The organism is Sodalis ligni (assembly GCF_016865525.2).
In the GTDB taxonomy this organism is placed as follows: Bacteria; Pseudomonadota; Gammaproteobacteria; order Enterobacterales; family Enterobacteriaceae; genus Acerihabitans; species Acerihabitans ligni.
The window spans coordinates 5,396,412-5,413,191 of record NZ_CP075169.1; the positions used below are offsets into that span (position 1 = coordinate 5,396,412).

Here is a 16,780-nt window from a genome sequence, read left to right on the forward strand (position 1 = left end):
GGCCCGCCCGTAGTCTGGGAAACGTGCTCAACACCACTCATCCAACGTTATCCATTAAGGACTTGCCATGACCACCAAACGTACCGCCTTATCCCTGTTATGCTCCGCCCTGGTGTTAGGGGCGGGAACCGCATCCGCCCTGGCCGCGCCCATTAAAAATATCGTGCTGGTACACGGCGCTTTTGTTGACGGCGCCGGCTGGCAACCGGTCTATAACCTCCTCGTCAAAGACGGTTATCACGTCACCCTGGTGCAGGAACCGCTGACCTCGTTTAGCGATGACGTGGCGGCCACCAAGCGCATCCTCGACCAGCAGGACGGTCCGACGGTGCTGGTGGGCCATAGCTACGGCGGCGCCATCATCACTGAAGCCGGCAACGACTCCCATGTCTCCGCCCTGGTCTATATCGCCGCCCACGCGCTGGACAGTGGGGAAACGGAAGCAAGCAACGGCAAAAAGCTGCCGAACACGGCGCACCCGTTTGTCAAAACCCCGGATGGCTATTTATATATTGACCGCAAGAATTTCCCGGCGGATTTTGCCGCCGACCTGCCTCCCGCCGTAGCGCGTTTTGAAGCCGACTCGCAAATACTCACTTCCGCCTCGGTGTTTACCGCCAACATTCCCGACCCGGCGTGGAAAGTGAAGCCCAGCTGGTATATGGTGGCTCAGGCCGACAAAATCATCAGTCCGGATCTGGAACGCATGTATGCCAAACGGGCCCACAGCACCACGGTGGAAGTGAAAGGGGCCAGCCACTCGGTCTATCGCTCCCACCCGCGAGAGGTGGCCCGCCTGATTGAAAACGCGGCGCAGAATGCCCTAAGATAACCCTCCTTCCACCCGACAGGCGGCCGGCCATGCAAAGGATCCTGATTATTGAAGACGAGCCGAAAGCCGGCGAGTATATGCGCTCGGGCTTGACCGAGGCCGGCTACGTCGCCGACGTGGCTACTGACGGCATCACCGGGCTGCACCTGGCACGGGAGTTTCAGTTTGACCTGATTTTGCTGGACGTGATGCTGCCGGATATGGACGGCTGGCAGGTGATGGCCGCGCTGAAAAATCACGATGTCCCTACGCCGGTGCTGTTTCTGACCGCGCGCGGCACGCTGGAGGATCGGCTGAAAGGCCTGGCCTCCGGCGCGGAGGATTATCTGGTCAAGCCCTTTTCGTTTGCCGAACTGCTGGCGCGCATCCGTATCGTGCTGCGGCGCGGCGGGCGGGAACCCCAGCCCGATCTGCTGGAGCTGGCCGGCCTGCGAATGGACGTGCCGAAACGCCGCGTGGAGCGCGACGGCGTGCGTCTGGCGCTGACCAATAAGGAATTCAATCTGCTGCATCTCTTTTTAACCCACCGGGGTCAGGTACTCTCCCGCACGCTCATCGCCTCCAGGGTATGGGACATGAATTTCGACAGCGACACCAACGTGGTGGACGTGGCGGTGCGGCGCCTGCGGCAAAAAATCGATGAGCCATTTTCCCGCCGCCTGTTGCATACCGTCCACGGCGTGGGCTACCGCTGCGACGACGAAGCATGAGTCGCTTCTCGCTGACCGCCAGGCTGTCCATTATCCTGGCGGTACTGACGCTGACGGTCATGACCGCCGTGGGCTTTATCATGTACCGCACGCTGGAGCGGCAGCTTATGGTGCGCGACGACGGGGCGCTGGTGACCCGCGTTGAGCAGATCCGCGCCCTGCTGCACGATGAGGATGTACTGGATCTCATCCATAACAAACCGCAGCTGTTCGCCAATATGCTGGGCAATACCGAATCGCTGCTGGTGCTGCGCTTTCCCGGCCGCACGCCGCTTATCGAAGTGAACCCCGGCAACTCCCCGGTGCCGGATATCGCCGCCGTGCCCGCCGACGGCAAGCTGTCCCTTGCGGCGGTGCATCATCGGCTCCAGGGCGATACCCCCTTTATCTATACCGCTGCCCAGGCAAGGACCACCCGCCCGCCCTATCGGCTTGAAATCATCACCGGCCGCCTAATGATGGAGCGCACGCGTATGCTGGCATCCTATCGCAACCAGATTTTCGCCGTGGTGGCCGGCGCGTCGCTGCTGACCATGCTGCTGGCGGGGCTGGTGGCCCGCCGCGGGCTGCTGCCGCTCCATCGCCTTGCCGCCCAGACCGGGCGTATCGGCAGCAAAAACCTGTCCATACGCATCGATAGCGAAGATGCGCCCCGTGAACTCAAGGCCCTTATCGACGCCTTCAATTTGATGCTGGATCGGCTGGAACTGAGCTTTACGCAGTTAAGCCAGGTATCGGCGGATATGGCCCACGACCTGCGCACCCCCATCGCCACCCTGATGGGCCAGACGGAAGTGGCCCTCAGCCGCCCGCGCCCGGAGGAGCACTATGCCCGGCTGCTGGGCTCCAATTTCGAGGAACTGGGCCGCCTGTCGAAAATGATCGAGAATATGTTGTTCCTGGCCCGCGCCGAACAGGCCGGCCATGCCATCGGCCGCGTCTGGCTGGATATCGGTGACGAGTTCGCCACCCTTAACGACTATTTCGAGGGGCCGGCGCAGGAGCGGGACCTGGGGCTGGCGTTCAGCGGCGCAGGGCGGATCTATGCCGACCCCCAACTGCTGCGCCGGGCGCTGGCCAATCTGCTGGCCAACGCCATACAGTATGCCGATGCGGGTTCCACGGTGACCATCAGCGCGGAACACCAGGCCGGCCATACCACCCTGAGCGTCAGCAACCTGGGTGCGGATATCGGGGAAGAACATTTAGCACGCCTGTTCGAACGTTTCTATCGCGCCGACGCTTCCCGCACGACCGCCAACCAGGCCAGCGGTCTGGGGCTTGCCATTGTGCGCGGTATCATGACACTGCATCAGGGCGGCTGGCGGGCCACCAGCGCGGCGGGACAAACCTGTTTTCAGTTGACCTTTCCCCACGGCGAACGGCGGCACGATGACGATGGCCGGGAGAATGGCGCGGAGGCTCCCGCCCCCATTGAGCGGCCATAGCGGGCGGGTTCAATCCCTCAGCTGATTTGCGGCGATAACGGACGCGACGGCGCCGTCGGACCGCCGCTGTTCCAGCAAGCGGCGAAGATATGCGTCATCCGGCAGCATAAAATAAGAAAAAAACGCTGAAAAGACATTTTTCAATCTCTATCGACCGCTATTCCCGGAGCCGTTTTAGCAATAAATTAAGTATAATAATTCAACAGACTGGATAGCAAGATCTTAAAAAAACCGCTGCATAAAGACATGCCGTAATGCATTTCATGAGGCCATTTCATGCTAACAAAACGTCCGCTCTATACCCACTACACTGGTTCGTTGTTGATCGATAATCCGCTCCTTAATAAAGGTTCAGCGTTCAGCCAGGAAGAAAGGCTGGAATTGAATCTCACCGGCCTGCTGCCTCAACAGGTTGAAACCATTCGGGAGCAAACCGATCGCGCCTATACGCAATTCAAGGATTTCAAGCGAGATATCTCCAAACACATATATCTGCGAAATATTCAGGATACCAACGAAACCCTGTTCTATAACCTGCTTACCGAGCATCTTGAAGAGATGCTTCCCATCATCTATACGCCGGTGGTGGGTGAAGCGTGCGAGCAATTTTCCGATATTTATCGCCGGGCAAGAGGTTTATTTATCTCTTACCCCGATCGCGATCACATCGAAGATATGCTGCAGAATTTCTCCAAAAACGATATTAAGGTCATTGTCGTGACCGATGGGGAACGGATCCTCGGCCTTGGCGATCAGGGCATCGGCGGGATGGGAATCCCTATCGGCAAGCTCTCGCTGTATACCGCCTGCGGCGGCATCAATCCCGCCCATACGCTGCCCATTATGCTGGATGTCGGTACCAATAATGCGCTGCGCCTGGATGACCCTTTATATATGGGCTGGCGCCATCCCCGCATTACCAGCGAAGATTACCGGAATTTCTTGGATATGTTCGTCCAGGCGGTCAAAGCGCGCTGGCCTGATGTATTGCTTCAGTTCGAAGACTTCGCCCAGAAAAACGCCATGCCGCTGCTGCTACGCTACCGCGATCAGCTTTGCTGTTTTAACGACGACATCCAGGGAACGGCGGCGGTGACGCTGGGGTGTTTGATTGCCGCCAGCCATGCCGCGGGAACGAATTTACGCGATCAGCGTGTGGCTTTTTTAGGCGCCGGCTCGGCCGGTTGCGGTATCGCGGAAAAAATTATCGCGCAAATGGTGGATGAGGGCGCTGATGAAGAAGAAGCGCGCGGCCAGGTATTTATGGTGGACCGCTTCGGTTTATTGACCGATGAGATGCCGAACCTGCTCGACTTCCAGCAGCGGCTGGTGACGAAACGCGACAAGATAAACCATTGGACGGTGGATCCGCACAAAATATCGCTGTACGACGTGGTGCGCAACGCAAAGCCCACGGTGCTTATCGGCGTATCGGGCCAGCCCGGCCTGTTCACCGAGCAGATCGTGCGCGAAATGAACCGGCATTGTGAGCACCCGATTATCATGCCCCTGTCGAACCCCACTTCACGGGCGGAAGCGCTGCCGCAGGATATCATCGACTGGACGTCGGGAACCGCCCTGCTCGCTACCGGCAGCCCCTTTGCACCGGTATTCTATCATGACCGGACGTATGATATTCCGCAGTGCAACAACGCCTATATCTTTCCGGGGCTGGGTTTAGGGATTCTGGCCGCCAAAGCCAAACGCGTGACCGACGCCATGCTGCTGGCGGCCAGCCAGGCCCTGGCCGCGCACTCGCCGCTGGCCTCCACCGGCCAAGGTTCTCTGCTGCCCGCCATCGCCGATATCCGTCAGGTCTCGCAGGCGATTGCCATTGAGGTGGCCAAAGTCGCCCAGCGAGACGGCGTGGCGCCGATAATCTCTGATGAAGACCTGGCGCAGGCGATAAAAAACGAATTTTGGCAGGCCGACTACCGGCCTTACAAACGCTCGGCACTGTAAGGCGGCATCACCGGCGCCGCGGGTGCCGGCGGTAAAGTTTGATAACATGGCGTCCGGTCGGGCCCGATTATGCCGGCCAGAGGGCCATCGCCATCTCCGCTACGGCATCAAGGGCCTCGAAGCCGGCGCCGTCGCGGGCCTGTATCGACAGTCCCTGCTGAATGCCGACATACATCCTTGCCAGCGCGGCCGTATCAATGCCGGCGGGCAGTTCGCCCATTCGCACCCCCTGCTCCAGGCGGCCGGCCAGCTTATCGATGCCCTTTTGGCGCAGCCGCATAACGATTTCCCCCAATCGGGGGTTGCCTTCACTGGCGACGGTGGACAGCGTTACCATGCAGCCTAGGGGAGCATCATCGCGCGTCAGAACTTTCGCGGAGCATTTGAGCCACTGCCGTACCCCTTCGCGTACGCTGGGGGCGGTATCCAGCGGCGACCATAACTGCGGCGCAATGCTTTGCTCGTAATAGGCGACGGCCTCCAGATAAAGATCCTCTTTATTGCCGAAGGCGGCATACAGGCTGGGCGAATTTATTCCCATCGCCTGATAAAGATCCGCCATCGACGTGGCGGTGTAGCCTTTTTGCCAAAACAGCGCCATCGCCGCGGCCAATGCGTGCCGGCGATCAAAACTTCTCGGACGTCCTCTTACAACCATCGACCCGCTCTCATTAATTTTGTGCCAATCGATATAATAATCCTGTTGACCCTGGGAGACAATTACGTTTACTGTAATTGTGTATCGATCAACACATAAATAGGAAACAAGATGAACTCTCTAAAAGATAAGCGTGCGCTGGTAACCGGCGCCAGCCGCGGATTGGGCAAGGCCATGGCGTTGTCTCTGGCGCGGGCGGGCGCCGATGTGGCGATAACCTATGAAAAGTCCGCGGATAAAGCCCGACAGGTGGTGGAAGAGATCGAAGCGATGGGCCGCAAAGCGGTAGCCATCCAGGCCGACAGCGCATCCCCCGCGGCGGTGCGCGGCGCGGTAACTCAAACCGTGGCCGCGCTGGGGGGCCTGGATATTCTGGTGAATAACGCCGGTATCGCGCGCGGCGGTATGCTGGAGGAGTTGTCGCAGGAGGATATCGACGCAATGATTAACGTCAATATCCGCGGCCTGGTGATTGCGACTCAAGCTGCCCTGCCTCATCTGGGCGCCGGCGGCCGCATCATCAATATCGGCAGTTGCCTGGCGGAACGCGTTCCCATGGCGGGCATCAGCGTTTATGCCATGACCAAATCGGCGCTGCTGGCGTTAACGCGCGGACTGGCGCGGGAATTGGGTCCCAAAGGTATTACCGTTAATCTGGTGCACCCCGGTCCTACCGACAGCGACATGAATCCGGCCGACGGCGAAGGCGCCGAAGCACAACGCCAGTTTATCGCCCTGGGCCGGTATGGCAAACCCGACGACGTGGCGGCCGCGGTGACCTTCCTGGCCGGCCCGGCGGCACAGCATATCACCGGTACCGGCATTAACGTCGACGGCGGCGTCAACGCCTGATAGGGTCGGGGAACGGCGGCGCGCCAGGCGCGTTCCGGCGTTTCCGCGTTACAGCGTTACGGCGTTATGACCTTGCTGCGACGCCGTTTGCCCGGTCCGGCTCATGGGCGAAATGATGTCCGCCCTTGATATCAGTTAAAAGTTACCGTCTCAATCCAGTTCGGCCCTTTACCCACCGGATAGTGTCCGATGGCGGTAAGATTTCCGGTGGATTTATCGATACCATAGACGCTCATTTGCGTGGAAAGCTGTCCCACCGCCAGCAGATAACGCCCGGAGGAGTCAATGGCGAATCCCCGCGGCTGTTTCTCGGTAGGCCAGGTGCCGGTGCGCGTGAGCTTGCCGCTGGCATGGTCCACCTGAAACTGCGCCAGGGTGCTGGAGGTGCGCTCCGAGGCAAACAGGTAGCGTCCGTCGGGAGTGAGATGCACATCGGCGCCCCAAGGTTTGGCGCCGTTGAAATCCGCCGGCACGATGGGCACGGTTTGCACCGGTTTAACGGTATCGTGTTGCCGGTTCAAGGCCAGTACATGCAGTTTCCCGTCGAGTTCGTCAATCAGGTAGACAAACCGATGGTCGGGGGAGAACACAAAATGCCGGGGGCCGGATTTTTCCGGCAGCTTGAACGCCGGGGACTTGTCCTGCGTCAAACGGCCGTTTTTCGCATCAAATTTCAGCCGCAGCCAGGCATCGGATCCGAGAACCGAGGCAAATACATAGCGATTATCCGGTGCGTTTCTTATGGCATGGGCCATGGGACCGGTGGGTATGACTTGCTGTACGTTCCCCACCAGGCCATCCGCTCCGATAGGGTTCACCGCCAAAAGATTGCCGCCATAGGATGCGGAAAACAGGTAGCGCCCGGTGGCATCCGTGGAGATATACGCCATGCTCTCCGCCAGCGGTGAGGCTTTGACCTGCGTCAGGTGCCCGTCGGCGGGATCGATGCTGAAGCTCAGCACCTGATAGGGCTTGGAGCGCAGCGCGGCGTAGAGATGGTGTTTATCCGGCGATACCGCCATGGGCATCACGGTTCCCCCCGCCGGCTGAGTGGCCGCTTTTGTCAGTAAACCGCTGTTTTCATCGAGCCGATAGACCGAAATATCGCCGCTGTCGGCATTGGATATATAGGCGAATGTCGCCGCCCGCGCCGTACCGCCCAAGGCCGCTAAAACAATCAGGCCGATACGGCCGTAAAGAGATAAAGCGTTTCGCATTTTTTGGTCTTCCCCGACGGTGAGCGTTATAAGGCGAATAGAAAGACATGCCGGAATCCGTGCATTCAAATCCATTGATAATCATAAAAAAGCGTGAAATGACGTTTAAGCACACATCAGGCAGCAGTATAAGAAACGGCAATGGCGGCGGCAGCGGTCAAAAGCACAGAATTATATTCACTGCCCGCGGTATTTTTGGGCGGGTGTATAGACCGGTGCGAATTGAATCACAAAAAAATCATGTGGCGGCTTACCGCCCGGATTTGGGCGGGTTAAATGCGGAGTTTGCTATGACCTGCGATGTTTCAGAAAGTAGCGAATGGTTCTGGGAAGCAGCCAGACCACCACCACCACCGCCAGCAGGAAAAAGGCGTATTTCAGGTGATGATGGACTTTTGCCAGCCACGGCGCGACCATCTGGCCCCCCAGATAACCCAGGGTGACGAAAATAAGCGCCCACAGCACGGCGCCGATGACATTAAAAATAATGAACTTGACGGGCGAGAGCCGGCTGGCGCCGATCATCATCGGCCCCACCAGGCGAAAGCCATACATAAACCGAACAGCCATCACAAAAAATAACGGATGGCGCAGAATCATTTTATTGGCGCGCCGGATATTGGGCTGGGCTTTCTTGAAACGCCTTAATAATTTGGCGCCGTACCGGCGACCGAGAAAATAGAGCAGCATATCCCCGGTAGTGCCGCCGAGGGCGGCCACCGCCACGACATAGCCGTAGTTCAGCAGGCCATCGTGGGCCAGCAGGCCACCGAGCAGCGTGACCGTTTCTCCCTCGGCCAGGCAGCCGACGAATAGCGCCCAGTAACCATAGAGCATGATGAAATGAGTGAAATGCAAGGTATTCAGTTTCCTGTAAATCCGCGACTGCCAGCCGGCGTTTCCGCCGGAAGAGAGATGCTATTACAACATGTACCCGACATACTTCAGCACGGGCTAAAACATGGTAATTAGCCCTGTTTTAGCGTTAGTATAACCCTATATCCTTTGCACTGGGCTAAGAACAGGTTCCCTATGGCATACATTCCGAAAAATTACGCGCGGCTCGAGACCGACTACCGTGAAAAGGCGCTGAAGCTTTTTCCCTGGGTCTGCGGACGCTGTTCCCGAGAGTTTGTCTATTCCAATCTGCGGGAGCTCACCGTGCATCACATCGATCACGATCACAGCAACAATCCGGCGGACGGGAGTAATTGGGAACTGTTATGTCTCTATTGCCATGACCATGAGCATTCGAAATACACCGAGGCGGATCAGTACGGCTCCACGGTGGTGGCGGGAGAGGATGCGCAAAAGGATATAGGGGTGGCCACCCATAACCCTTTTGCTGATTTGAAAGTGATGCTGAACAAGAAAAACCGCTAGCTACTTGTCTTCAAACCAGTCGCTGTTTTGCTGGGCGATAGGCGTGATGGTATAGATAAGCTCCTGCAAATGCTCGCGGATGGCCCGTTCCGCCGCATCGGGATCCTGATCCCTGATGGCGTTGAATATCTGATAATGCTGGGTTATCAGGCTCTGCGGCGGCGAGACCTCGCCGAGGCTGAGAAAACGCACCCGGTCCATGGTGGCCTTGATGGATTCGATGATATCCCAGGCCAGGGCGCAATCGGCTATTTCCGTCAGCAGCTGATGGAAATCGTCGTCCAGGTTGAAAAATTCCCCTATCTGCCGGTTCTGCGCCGCCAGCTCCTGGCGATGCAGGTTATGCTCCAGCAGCATAACCTGTTCGTCCGTGCGTTCCGACGCGGCGCGGCGCACGATGCTGCACTCCAGCGCCTGGCGGATGAAACGGGCGTCCGCCACCCGCTTCGCCGAGATTCGCATGACAAAGGTGCCGCGCTGCGGCAGGATTTGCACCAGGCCGGCTTCCGCCAACTTGATAAAGGCTTCCCGCACGGGTTGGCGGGATACTTCAAAACGGGTCGCCGTCTCTTTTTCAGACAACAGCTTGCCGGGAGGAATAACGCACTCGACGATATCCTTGCGCAGCAGCCGGTAAATTTGCTGATTAACCGGCTCGTTATTATTAAATGAAAATAATGTATCCATGCGAGTGCATTTTTCCCCTGCTAAACCCGATATCGTTACCGTATATTATACCAAATCCATCGGGCCGATTTGCTAGAATTGGAAATAATCCCGAGCATTGTTATAACAAACATTTTCCGTAAGTCGTTTGAGCAATTTCATATCGTTGGGAATTTCTCCCTGGGTAACCCAAAGGCCGACCAAATTGCAAAAAATCCGCCGGAAATAATCGTGGCGGGGATAAGAAACAAAGCTCCGTGAATCCGTCAGCATGCCGACGAAATTCATCAGCAACCCCTGATCCGCCAAGGTGGTCAATTGCCTGACCATGCCCCGGCGGGTATCATTAAACCACCAGCCGGATCCAAATTGCATGGGAGATTTCACCGCCCCGGGCCGCTGGAAATTAGCCAGTGCTGAGGCAACCACGTCGTTTTGCGCCGGATCCAGATTATAAAGAATGGTTTTCGGCAAACTTTCCCGCTGATCCATGGCATCCAGCAGAGCGTTAAGCTGCTGTGCTATATCCGACTGCGAACAAAGTGAATCACATCCTATATTGGCCCCCAGCTCGTTAAAGCGACGGGTATTATTATTACGCAGCGCGCCGAAATGAATTTGCATGGCCCAGCGGCGCCGGGCATAAGCCCCGGCCAAAGCCAGCAGTACCGCGGATTGAAAGCGTATTTTCTCGTCCGGCGCCAAGGTCAGGCCCCGGCATTTTTTCGCCAGCAGTGCGTCCAGGGTCTTTTCATCGGCAGGCAGATAGTTCACCTCCGTCAGCCCGTGATCCGCCAGGCGGCCGCCGTGCTGATGGAAATACTCCACCCGGTTTTCCAGCGCGGCGGCGAAATCGCCGAACCGGGTAATCTTTTTACCGGTCAGTTGTGCCATCACCGAAACGAAGTGGATAAAGGCTTCTCCTTCGGCATCCAGGGCAGCATCGGGCCGGAAGGTGGGCAGGACTTTGCAGGGGAACGCCTCATCGGCCCGAATGGCGTCATGGTATTCCAGCGTATCCGTGGGTGAATCCGTGGTGCAGATTACCGCGACGTTGGATTGGGTAATAAGGCCCTTGGGAGAAAATTCCGGACGTTGCAATAACCGATTGCACTGGTCCCATATACGCCGCCAATTATCGCCATTCAGGGTTTCGGTAATGCCGAAATAAAACTTCAGTTCCAGATGCGTCCAATGATAAAGCGGGTTGCCGATACAGGAATCCAATGTCTCCGCCCAGGCCTGGAATTTCTCCACCGCCGGCGCGCTGCCGGTTATTTTCCCTTCTGGTACGCCATTGGCCCGCATGGCCCGCCATTTGTAATGATCTCCCTCCAGCCATAAATCCGTAATGGTATCGAAAGGTTTATTTTCGGCAATCGCCCGCGGATCCAGATGGCAGTGATAGTCGATAATAGGCTGGTGGGCGGCGAACTGATGGTAGATCTCCCGCGCGGCCTCGTTGGTTAACATGAAATCTTTACCAATGAATTCCATAACGCCTTCTCATGAAAGGAGTGAAGTAGCTGTCTGATAGGAGCGACCCGACAAATAGGCCTTCGCCGTATTGTCGGGTCATTGGTGGCGCACGGGCGGATTAAATGTCCGCAACCTTGCTTACCGCCTGTTTTGCGCCATGGTTTTTCAAGAGCGCATAGGCATCGCAAATGCTTTTGACGAAGAGATCGTTGGCCGGCAGCTCGTCGCCGAACACGCTGGATAAGGAGAGCAGCGCCTTGACCCGTTCATTTCCGTCGGCGGAAGACTTCACCAACCGGGCCAGCTTGTCCTTCAAGGGATCGCTGATATCGATGGCGTTGCCCTGATCGTCCACGCCGCCTACATAACGCATCCACCCCGCGACGCCCAGCGCCAGCAGCGGAAACGGCGTACCGCGTTCCAGGTGAACGCGGATGGAATCCAGCATACGCTGCGGCAGCTTCAGGGTGCCGTCCATGGCGATTTGCCAGGTGCGGTGCTTCAGCCCGGTATTACGATAGCGGGCCAGCAGCGACTCGGCGTACGCGTTTAAATCAACCCCTTCGGTATGCAGGGTCGGCGCCTGCTCGTTAAGCATCAGCTGACGCGCGGCGCGAGCATAATGCTCATCTTCCATGCACTCATCGATGTATTGATAACCCGCCAGATAACCTAAATAGGCCAGGAAGGAGTGGCTGCCGTTGAGCATCCGGAGCTTCATTTCTTCATAGGGCAGCACGTCGGCCACCAGCTCCGCGCCGGCTTTTTCCCATTCCGGCCGGCCGGCGACAAAATTATCCTCGATAACCCATTGCCTGAAGGGTTCGCAGGCGATCCCCGCCGCATCCGTCATGCCGCCCAGCAGATCGGTAATTTTTCCCTGACTGGCAGGGGTCATGGCCGGCACGATCCGGTCCACCATGGTACAAGGGAAACTGACATGCTGTTCAATCCACGCCGCTAGCTCGGCATCGCCGGCTTTTGCCAGCGCCAGCACGACATTGCGGGTCACATGGCCGTTATTGGGCATATTGTCGCAGGACATCACGGAAAACGGCGGCAATCCCTTTTCCCGGCGAATGCGCAGCGCTTCGATAATCACCCCCGGCGCCGATTGCGGCTGCCGCGGATGGCTGATGTCATGCTGTATCAGCGGGTTTTCTTTGTCGATGGAGGCGGTGGAGGGCAGATAGCAGTAGCCTTTTTCGGTCACGGTCAATGAAACGATGGCGATTTCCGGCTGCGCCATGGCTTCCAGTACCCGATCGATGCCGTCCACGGCGCCGTGCAGCGCCTGGCGTACCACGCCCACCACCCGGCCGTTCCAATGATCGCCATTCATTTCGCAGACGGAATACAGCAAATCCTGCTGTTTGATCGCCGCTACCTGCTGCTCACCGCCGATAAGATTAACCTCGCAGTAACCCCAATCGCTGCCGTGCCCGGATGCCAGCAAATCGGCGAATACCGCCTGATGGGCCCGGTGAAAGGCGCCGAATCCCAGGTGAAGGATACGGATTTTCAGCTTGTCGCGATCGTAGGACGGCGTGGTGACCCGGCCGGCCAGATGTTTTAACGTATTGGTTGTCAGTTGCACTTTTTTATCCTGCATAGTCAGGTTAATTACCCATTTCACAGAGAACCGTCATCGATATCACGGACGCCCATTCATGTCTACTACCATACAAGTATCGATGCTAGTATTTTTTGAGGCAAGTCACAGTTTTCGCTAAACCAGCGATATTTACCGAGGTGAGAATATCATGCGCGGCATGACCGGCGCACCCGGCGAGATGTCAGATGAAAGTATATACCCTAAATAATTCGAGTTGCAGGAAGGTGGCGACGCACCAGCAACACGGGTATAGCCTACCGCGGCCGATAACTAGCGATTAGCTGATTGGCGGGATTTCGGGGGGTATTTGAGCGCGGAAATAGTCCGATGCCAAGGCTGCCGCCGGCACCGGTGTGCGGTAATTACCGGATATTCAAGACATCGGTGGCACAGTGCATATAGCCGTTCAACGCACTGTTCCATAACGTTATGTCCCCTGCGCCGGCATTCTCCCGGCCGGTCAGAACATAGGCGGGCGCATAGATCGGCTTGCCGATATCCTGAACCTGACGGCACAGTGCGGCCAATTGCTGTTTATTGCTAAAGCGCGCATTGATCGCCCGCCAAAAGGCCTGCCGCTGATCGTTATTAATGGATTTCAACGCTTCTCCCAGCATCGAGGAGTGCGCCTGCCTGGCCTGGTCCGTATCAACACGCAGTGCGTCGAAATAGGAATAAGTCCCCGCCAGGGCAAAGAGCAGCGCCCCATCATTCAGGTTATTGGCTTTAATGCAACTTACCATGCCCTGATACAGCACCGGCGGCGTCAGGGTATTGTTCAAGGAGGCGTGCGGCAGGCACCCCGGATTGGCGACCTGGGTTAAATACTTGCCGCCGGGGTTGTCCTTTTTAGTGGACTTCATGGGCGAGGAAGTACAACCGGTCAGGATCATCACCACCGCTATTGTCGCCAGGGCGCGGGAGTTCATTGCTTGCCCTCCTGTTTGATCTGTGCCTGAATCATATTCATTCGTCTTTCCATGCCTCCCACCAATCTTGTGGTTTATTGGCCACCATATTCATGGTGAAAAAGTCTAACGATAATATTCTGCATACTTCGGCATTATCCGGTACTTCAGCCCCCCCTTCCGTGGCCGGTATCCCGGCTTTGGCTTTTTGTATTGCGGCCTGAACGCGCTCTTCGATGCTGGTCGGCTTTGACGCATTTACCGCCGAATTTCGTGGTTGATTTCCCACCGGTTGAATCGATATCGACATCAGTTGTCTTCCTCTTTGTCCAGATTATCTCCGGACGAAAATTGTAAAAAAATCTCATTAAGTCTTTCCAGCGCCGCTTCGCTAAGGGTCCGGCACTGCTCCGGCAAGGTATCCGCCGAAAAGAGGCGCTGCATCCCCGCGGCCATGAATGCATCGGCGTCGAATTCAGCCAATTGATCGCCGTATTTCATCACAAACCGTCTGTCGTCGTGGTAGGTCAGGGTGAATTTACCCGGCCACACCGACTCCACCTTGTGCTTAAAAGCGGCATGGGATTTACGGGCCGCCTCCGGTAGCAACAGATCCAGAACGGCAGGGGACGCCGTATCGGGTAATGCCGCCAGCCACTCGTCAACCAGTTCCAGAAGCATGCCCGGATGGTTCAACGCGGATGACAACAGCTGCCGCGCGTGTCCGTTGATACGCTTTTGCAAATCCGCGGCCAGTTGCCGCTCCTGCGCCAGAAAGCCGGCAACGATCGCCGCCGACGCCAGGATACCTTCCTGATAACCCTCGCTGACGGCCTGGGCACGGATAGCCTGGGCTTCCTCTTGGGCCTGTTTCACCAACCTGGCGGCCTGGCGGCGGGCATCACTTAATAAATCCAGGCATTGGCGCTGACGCTTGAGCTGCGCGCGGGTAATCAAAACGCCGCCTGAACTCGGCGGCATCCGGCGTATCGGGATCTCTCTTGGCATGTTGAAAGGCAAGCTTAATCAATAACGGATTGGGCGATATCTGCCGCGAAGCATCATCGTCCCGATCCATATGGGGTGGAAACAACAGGGAAATACGCTGCCGGAGAGCCTCCGGCAACCGCTGCCCGCAGGCGGCGAGTTCGTCTTTTCCCCAGGCTATCAAGGTAAGCGGTTCCCATGGAAATAACGTCAAGGGGGCGGCTGAATCAACGATATCCAATTGGGCAAAGCGACGTACCCAGGCCGGCAGGGACATTATCCGGCCTTGGCGCGTCAGCGCCGCCCGGTGGCGCTGGCAGGCTATCAACAGCGCGACCTGGGGCAAATCATCCCATTGGTGGATGAAATGCTCGGCGAGGCCGGTTTCCGGTAACGCCGGACGCTCGGTGGACCAGCCATGGGCCCGGATAATCATATCGTTGATAATCGAGCGCTGAGGGATACCGTCAAATCCTCTTTTAAGGGTCAAACGCTGCGGATGCATCCAGGACAGCGGGTTGAAGAGTATCGTATCAAGCGGCGTTATTTTCATCAGCGGCGATCCGGTGCGGTTGCAATGCCTTTAACTTGCGCCAATAAACCAGTCCCGCGGCCAGGGCGATCAATAACAGTAATCCTCCCGCGATGGTTAACAGACCGTTGGATGCTCCGCTTTTGCCCGCCCGGTTATCCACGGGCGGCTGATGCTGAATCGCGGTCTGTTTGGACATCACCACGGAAATATTGTCATAGTCCACTTGATTGAAACTATTTTTCAAAAAGCGTTTGATATCGCTTATCAGCAGCGAAGGATCGGCGTCGCTTTGATAGCTGACCAGCGCCGAGAGGTGCACCGGGGCCGGGGCCCGGCCTGTCTCGCCGGAGTCGATATCGTAGCTCACGTGCACCCGGCCGGACAGTACGCCGTCCAGAGTCTGCAAGGATTGCTCCAGCCGCTGTTCGATGGCCGAATAAAGGCGGGCTTTTTCGGCCCGCGGCGACGAGACCAGCGAATCGCTGGGAAAGAGCTGTGCGATTTCCATACGCGGCCGCGACGGCAGATCATGGATCTTAAGCAGGTCCACCGCCGCGGGGATATCCGCCTTATGAACGCTGATGCTATAGCCGCTTTTTCCTTTATCGGACTTGGCGGTGTCGATATTATTCCGTTGCAGGGCGGCGATAACCTCATTGGCCTGCTGCTGATCCAGCCCCTTGAGCAGAGGTTCGTCTTTGCAGGCCGCCAGAGTGAATACCAGCAGTGGAACAAGCAATAATGATTTTTTCTTCATGATGACCGAAGCAGCGTTTCCGCCGTGCCGACAATTTTACGCGCCGCGGTACCGATAAAAGCCACGGTATTGCTGTATATCAGCATCGACTTTTGAATCGAACCCAGGACCGCGGGGTCGGCAAGATTCTCAGCCTTCATCATCCGGGTGATATCCTGCTTTTCCTCGTGAATATCGGCGGTGGTTTTCGCCATAGTCTCTTTTATAATATCGTTAATGGAAGTCGCTTCCCCGGTTGCCGGATTAATATCCACCGCCCGATGGTGATTGACTTCAGTAATGCTGCTAATAGGCATACTCTGTCCTTACTATACATAAATACTATATATAAATCGCAATGAATACCCCTGGACGATGCGAAGGGCATCCCATGTCCAAGGGATATCGAGCACTTATATACTCGTCATACTTCAAGTTGCAGCTGCGTTGACTTTCCTCGCTCACCCCAATCATTTACTTGAGTAAGCTCCTGGGGATTCGCTGCGTCGTCGCCTTACTGCAACCTGAATTATTTAGGGTATAATCAGGCGCTAAAATTTCGATAGTATTAATGAATCTAGATCGGCCACTTTCTTGATCGCCGTTGCGCTCAAGCTCTGCACCACGGTATATTCATTGAGCGTGGCCTGATACTCCGCCAGAGACATGGGACTAGACGCATCCTCTATGGCTTTATCATATGCGGCTTGCACAGCTTTGTTCGCAGCATCTACCTTAGGCGCCAATCCTTCATAAATCGCGGTAATTGAACCCATAATTTTCTCCAGTAAC

The 16,780-nt window shown here is 56.8% G+C and carries 19 protein-coding genes; 6 read left to right on the forward strand and 13 right to left on the reverse strand.

The annotated features are described in order from the left end of the window. Positions 1–67: 67 nt before the first annotated feature. The 4 genes from GTU79_RS25310 (at position 68) to GTU79_RS25325 (ending at position 4,952) form a co-directional block, all read left to right on the forward strand. Positions 68–832, forward strand: coding sequence for an alpha/beta hydrolase (locus tag GTU79_RS25310; protein WP_203520987.1), 765 nt, complete (start codon positions 68–70; stop codon positions 830–832). A 29-nt stretch (positions 833–861) separates the two neighbouring features. After that, positions 862–1,542 carry a heavy metal response regulator transcription factor gene (locus GTU79_RS25315; RefSeq protein ID WP_132925356.1) on the forward strand — a complete coding sequence of 227 codons (681 nt, stop codon included), beginning with the start codon at positions 862–864 and terminating at the stop codon, positions 1,540–1,542. After that, the gene (locus tag GTU79_RS25320; RefSeq protein ID WP_214513485.1) at positions 1,539–2,990 is read left to right on the forward strand and encodes a heavy metal sensor histidine kinase; all 1,452 of its coding nucleotides are present in this window, start codon (positions 1,539–1,541) and stop codon (positions 2,988–2,990) included. The genes GTU79_RS25315 and GTU79_RS25320 overlap by 4 nt, the downstream gene beginning before the upstream one ends. Before the next feature lie 276 nt (positions 2,991–3,266). Beyond that, positions 3,267–4,952, forward strand: a complete 1,686-nt coding sequence (locus GTU79_RS25325; RefSeq protein ID WP_132925352.1) for an NAD-dependent malic enzyme — start codon at positions 3,267–3,269, stop codon at positions 4,950–4,952. Between the two features lie 67 nt (positions 4,953–5,019). On the opposite strand, the gene GTU79_RS31050 is transcribed toward GTU79_RS25325, so the two are convergent. Next, positions 5,020–5,610, reverse strand: a complete 591-nt coding sequence (locus GTU79_RS31050; protein WP_203520985.1) for a TetR/AcrR family transcriptional regulator — start codon at positions 5,608–5,610, stop codon at positions 5,020–5,022. A 111-nt stretch (positions 5,611–5,721) separates the two neighbouring features. Here GTU79_RS31050 and GTU79_RS25335 point away from each other — a divergent pair, with 111 nt between their 5' ends. Continuing rightward, positions 5,722–6,462 (forward strand): SDR family NAD(P)-dependent oxidoreductase, encoded by a 741-nt coding sequence (locus GTU79_RS25335; RefSeq protein ID WP_203520984.1) that lies wholly within the window; start codon positions 5,722–5,724, stop codon positions 6,460–6,462. 131 nt (positions 6,463–6,593) lie between these two features. Here GTU79_RS25335 and GTU79_RS25340 read toward each other — a convergent pair whose 3' ends face one another. Together GTU79_RS25340 and GTU79_RS25345 are read right to left on the reverse strand one after the other, a co-directional pair. Continuing rightward, entirely contained in the window at positions 6,594–7,679 is a 1,086-nt protein-coding gene (locus GTU79_RS25340; RefSeq protein WP_203520983.1) for a lactonase family protein, read from the reverse strand. Positions 7,680–7,967: 288 nt separating this feature from the next. Then, a complete protein-coding gene (locus GTU79_RS25345; protein ID WP_132927981.1) occupies positions 7,968–8,516 on the reverse strand; it encodes a DedA family protein in 549 nt (182 codons plus the stop codon). 195 nt (positions 8,517–8,711) lie between these two features. On the opposite strand from GTU79_RS25345, the gene yajD reads away from it, so the two are divergent. Next, positions 8,712–9,062, forward strand: a complete 351-nt coding sequence (gene yajD / locus GTU79_RS25350) for a YajD family HNH nuclease (protein WP_203520982.1) — start codon at positions 8,712–8,714, stop codon at positions 9,060–9,062. On the opposite strand, the gene GTU79_RS25355 is transcribed toward yajD, so the two are convergent. The 10 genes from GTU79_RS25355 to sctF form a co-directional block, all read right to left on the reverse strand. Next, positions 9,063–9,749, reverse strand: coding sequence for a GntR family transcriptional regulator (locus GTU79_RS25355; protein ID WP_132925342.1), 687 nt, complete (start codon positions 9,747–9,749; stop codon positions 9,063–9,065). A 72-nt stretch (positions 9,750–9,821) separates the two neighbouring features. Beyond that, complete coding sequence (gene uxaC / locus GTU79_RS25360) at positions 9,822–11,225, reverse strand: glucuronate isomerase (RefSeq protein ID WP_203520981.1); 1,404 nt, start codon at positions 11,223–11,225, stop codon at positions 9,822–9,824. Between the two features lie 100 nt (positions 11,226–11,325). Then, positions 11,326–12,804, reverse strand: a complete 1,479-nt coding sequence (locus tag GTU79_RS25365; RefSeq protein WP_253073426.1) for a mannitol dehydrogenase family protein — start codon at positions 12,802–12,804, stop codon at positions 11,326–11,328. Positions 12,805–13,184: 380 nt separating this feature from the next. Further along, positions 13,185–13,751 carry a hypothetical protein gene (locus tag GTU79_RS25370; protein ID WP_203520980.1) on the reverse strand — a complete coding sequence of 189 codons (567 nt, stop codon included), beginning with the start codon at positions 13,749–13,751 and terminating at the stop codon, positions 13,185–13,187. A 37-nt stretch (positions 13,752–13,788) separates the two neighbouring features. Beyond that, positions 13,789–14,040: a hypothetical protein gene (locus GTU79_RS25375; RefSeq protein WP_203520979.1), complete on the reverse strand. Its 252-nt coding sequence runs from the start codon at positions 14,038–14,040 to the stop codon at positions 13,789–13,791. Further along, positions 14,040–14,687, reverse strand: coding sequence for an HrpE/YscL family type III secretion apparatus protein (locus GTU79_RS25380; protein ID WP_203520978.1), 648 nt, complete (start codon positions 14,685–14,687; stop codon positions 14,040–14,042). The genes GTU79_RS25375 and GTU79_RS25380 overlap by 1 nt, the downstream gene beginning before the upstream one ends. Further along, the gene (locus GTU79_RS25385) at positions 14,632–15,270 is read right to left on the reverse strand and encodes a type III secretion apparatus protein OrgA/MxiK (protein ID WP_203520977.1); all 639 of its coding nucleotides are present in this window, start codon (positions 15,268–15,270) and stop codon (positions 14,632–14,634) included. Before GTU79_RS25385 ends, GTU79_RS25380 begins: the two co-directional genes overlap by 56 nt. After that, on the reverse strand, positions 15,251–16,009 hold the full coding sequence (locus GTU79_RS25390; RefSeq protein ID WP_203520976.1) for an EscJ/YscJ/HrcJ family type III secretion inner membrane ring protein: 759 nt from the start codon (positions 16,007–16,009) through the stop codon (positions 15,251–15,253). Before GTU79_RS25390 ends, GTU79_RS25385 begins: the two co-directional genes overlap by 20 nt. Then, on the reverse strand, positions 16,006–16,305 hold the full coding sequence (gene sctI / locus GTU79_RS25395; protein WP_203520975.1) for a type III secretion system inner rod subunit SctI: 300 nt from the start codon (positions 16,303–16,305) through the stop codon (positions 16,006–16,008). Before sctI ends, GTU79_RS25390 begins: the two co-directional genes overlap by 4 nt. 234 nt (positions 16,306–16,539) lie before the next feature. Continuing rightward, positions 16,540–16,764: a type III secretion system needle filament subunit SctF gene (gene sctF, locus GTU79_RS25400; protein ID WP_203520973.1), complete on the reverse strand. Its 225-nt coding sequence runs from the start codon at positions 16,762–16,764 to the stop codon at positions 16,540–16,542. Positions 16,765–16,780 lie beyond the last annotated feature (16 nt).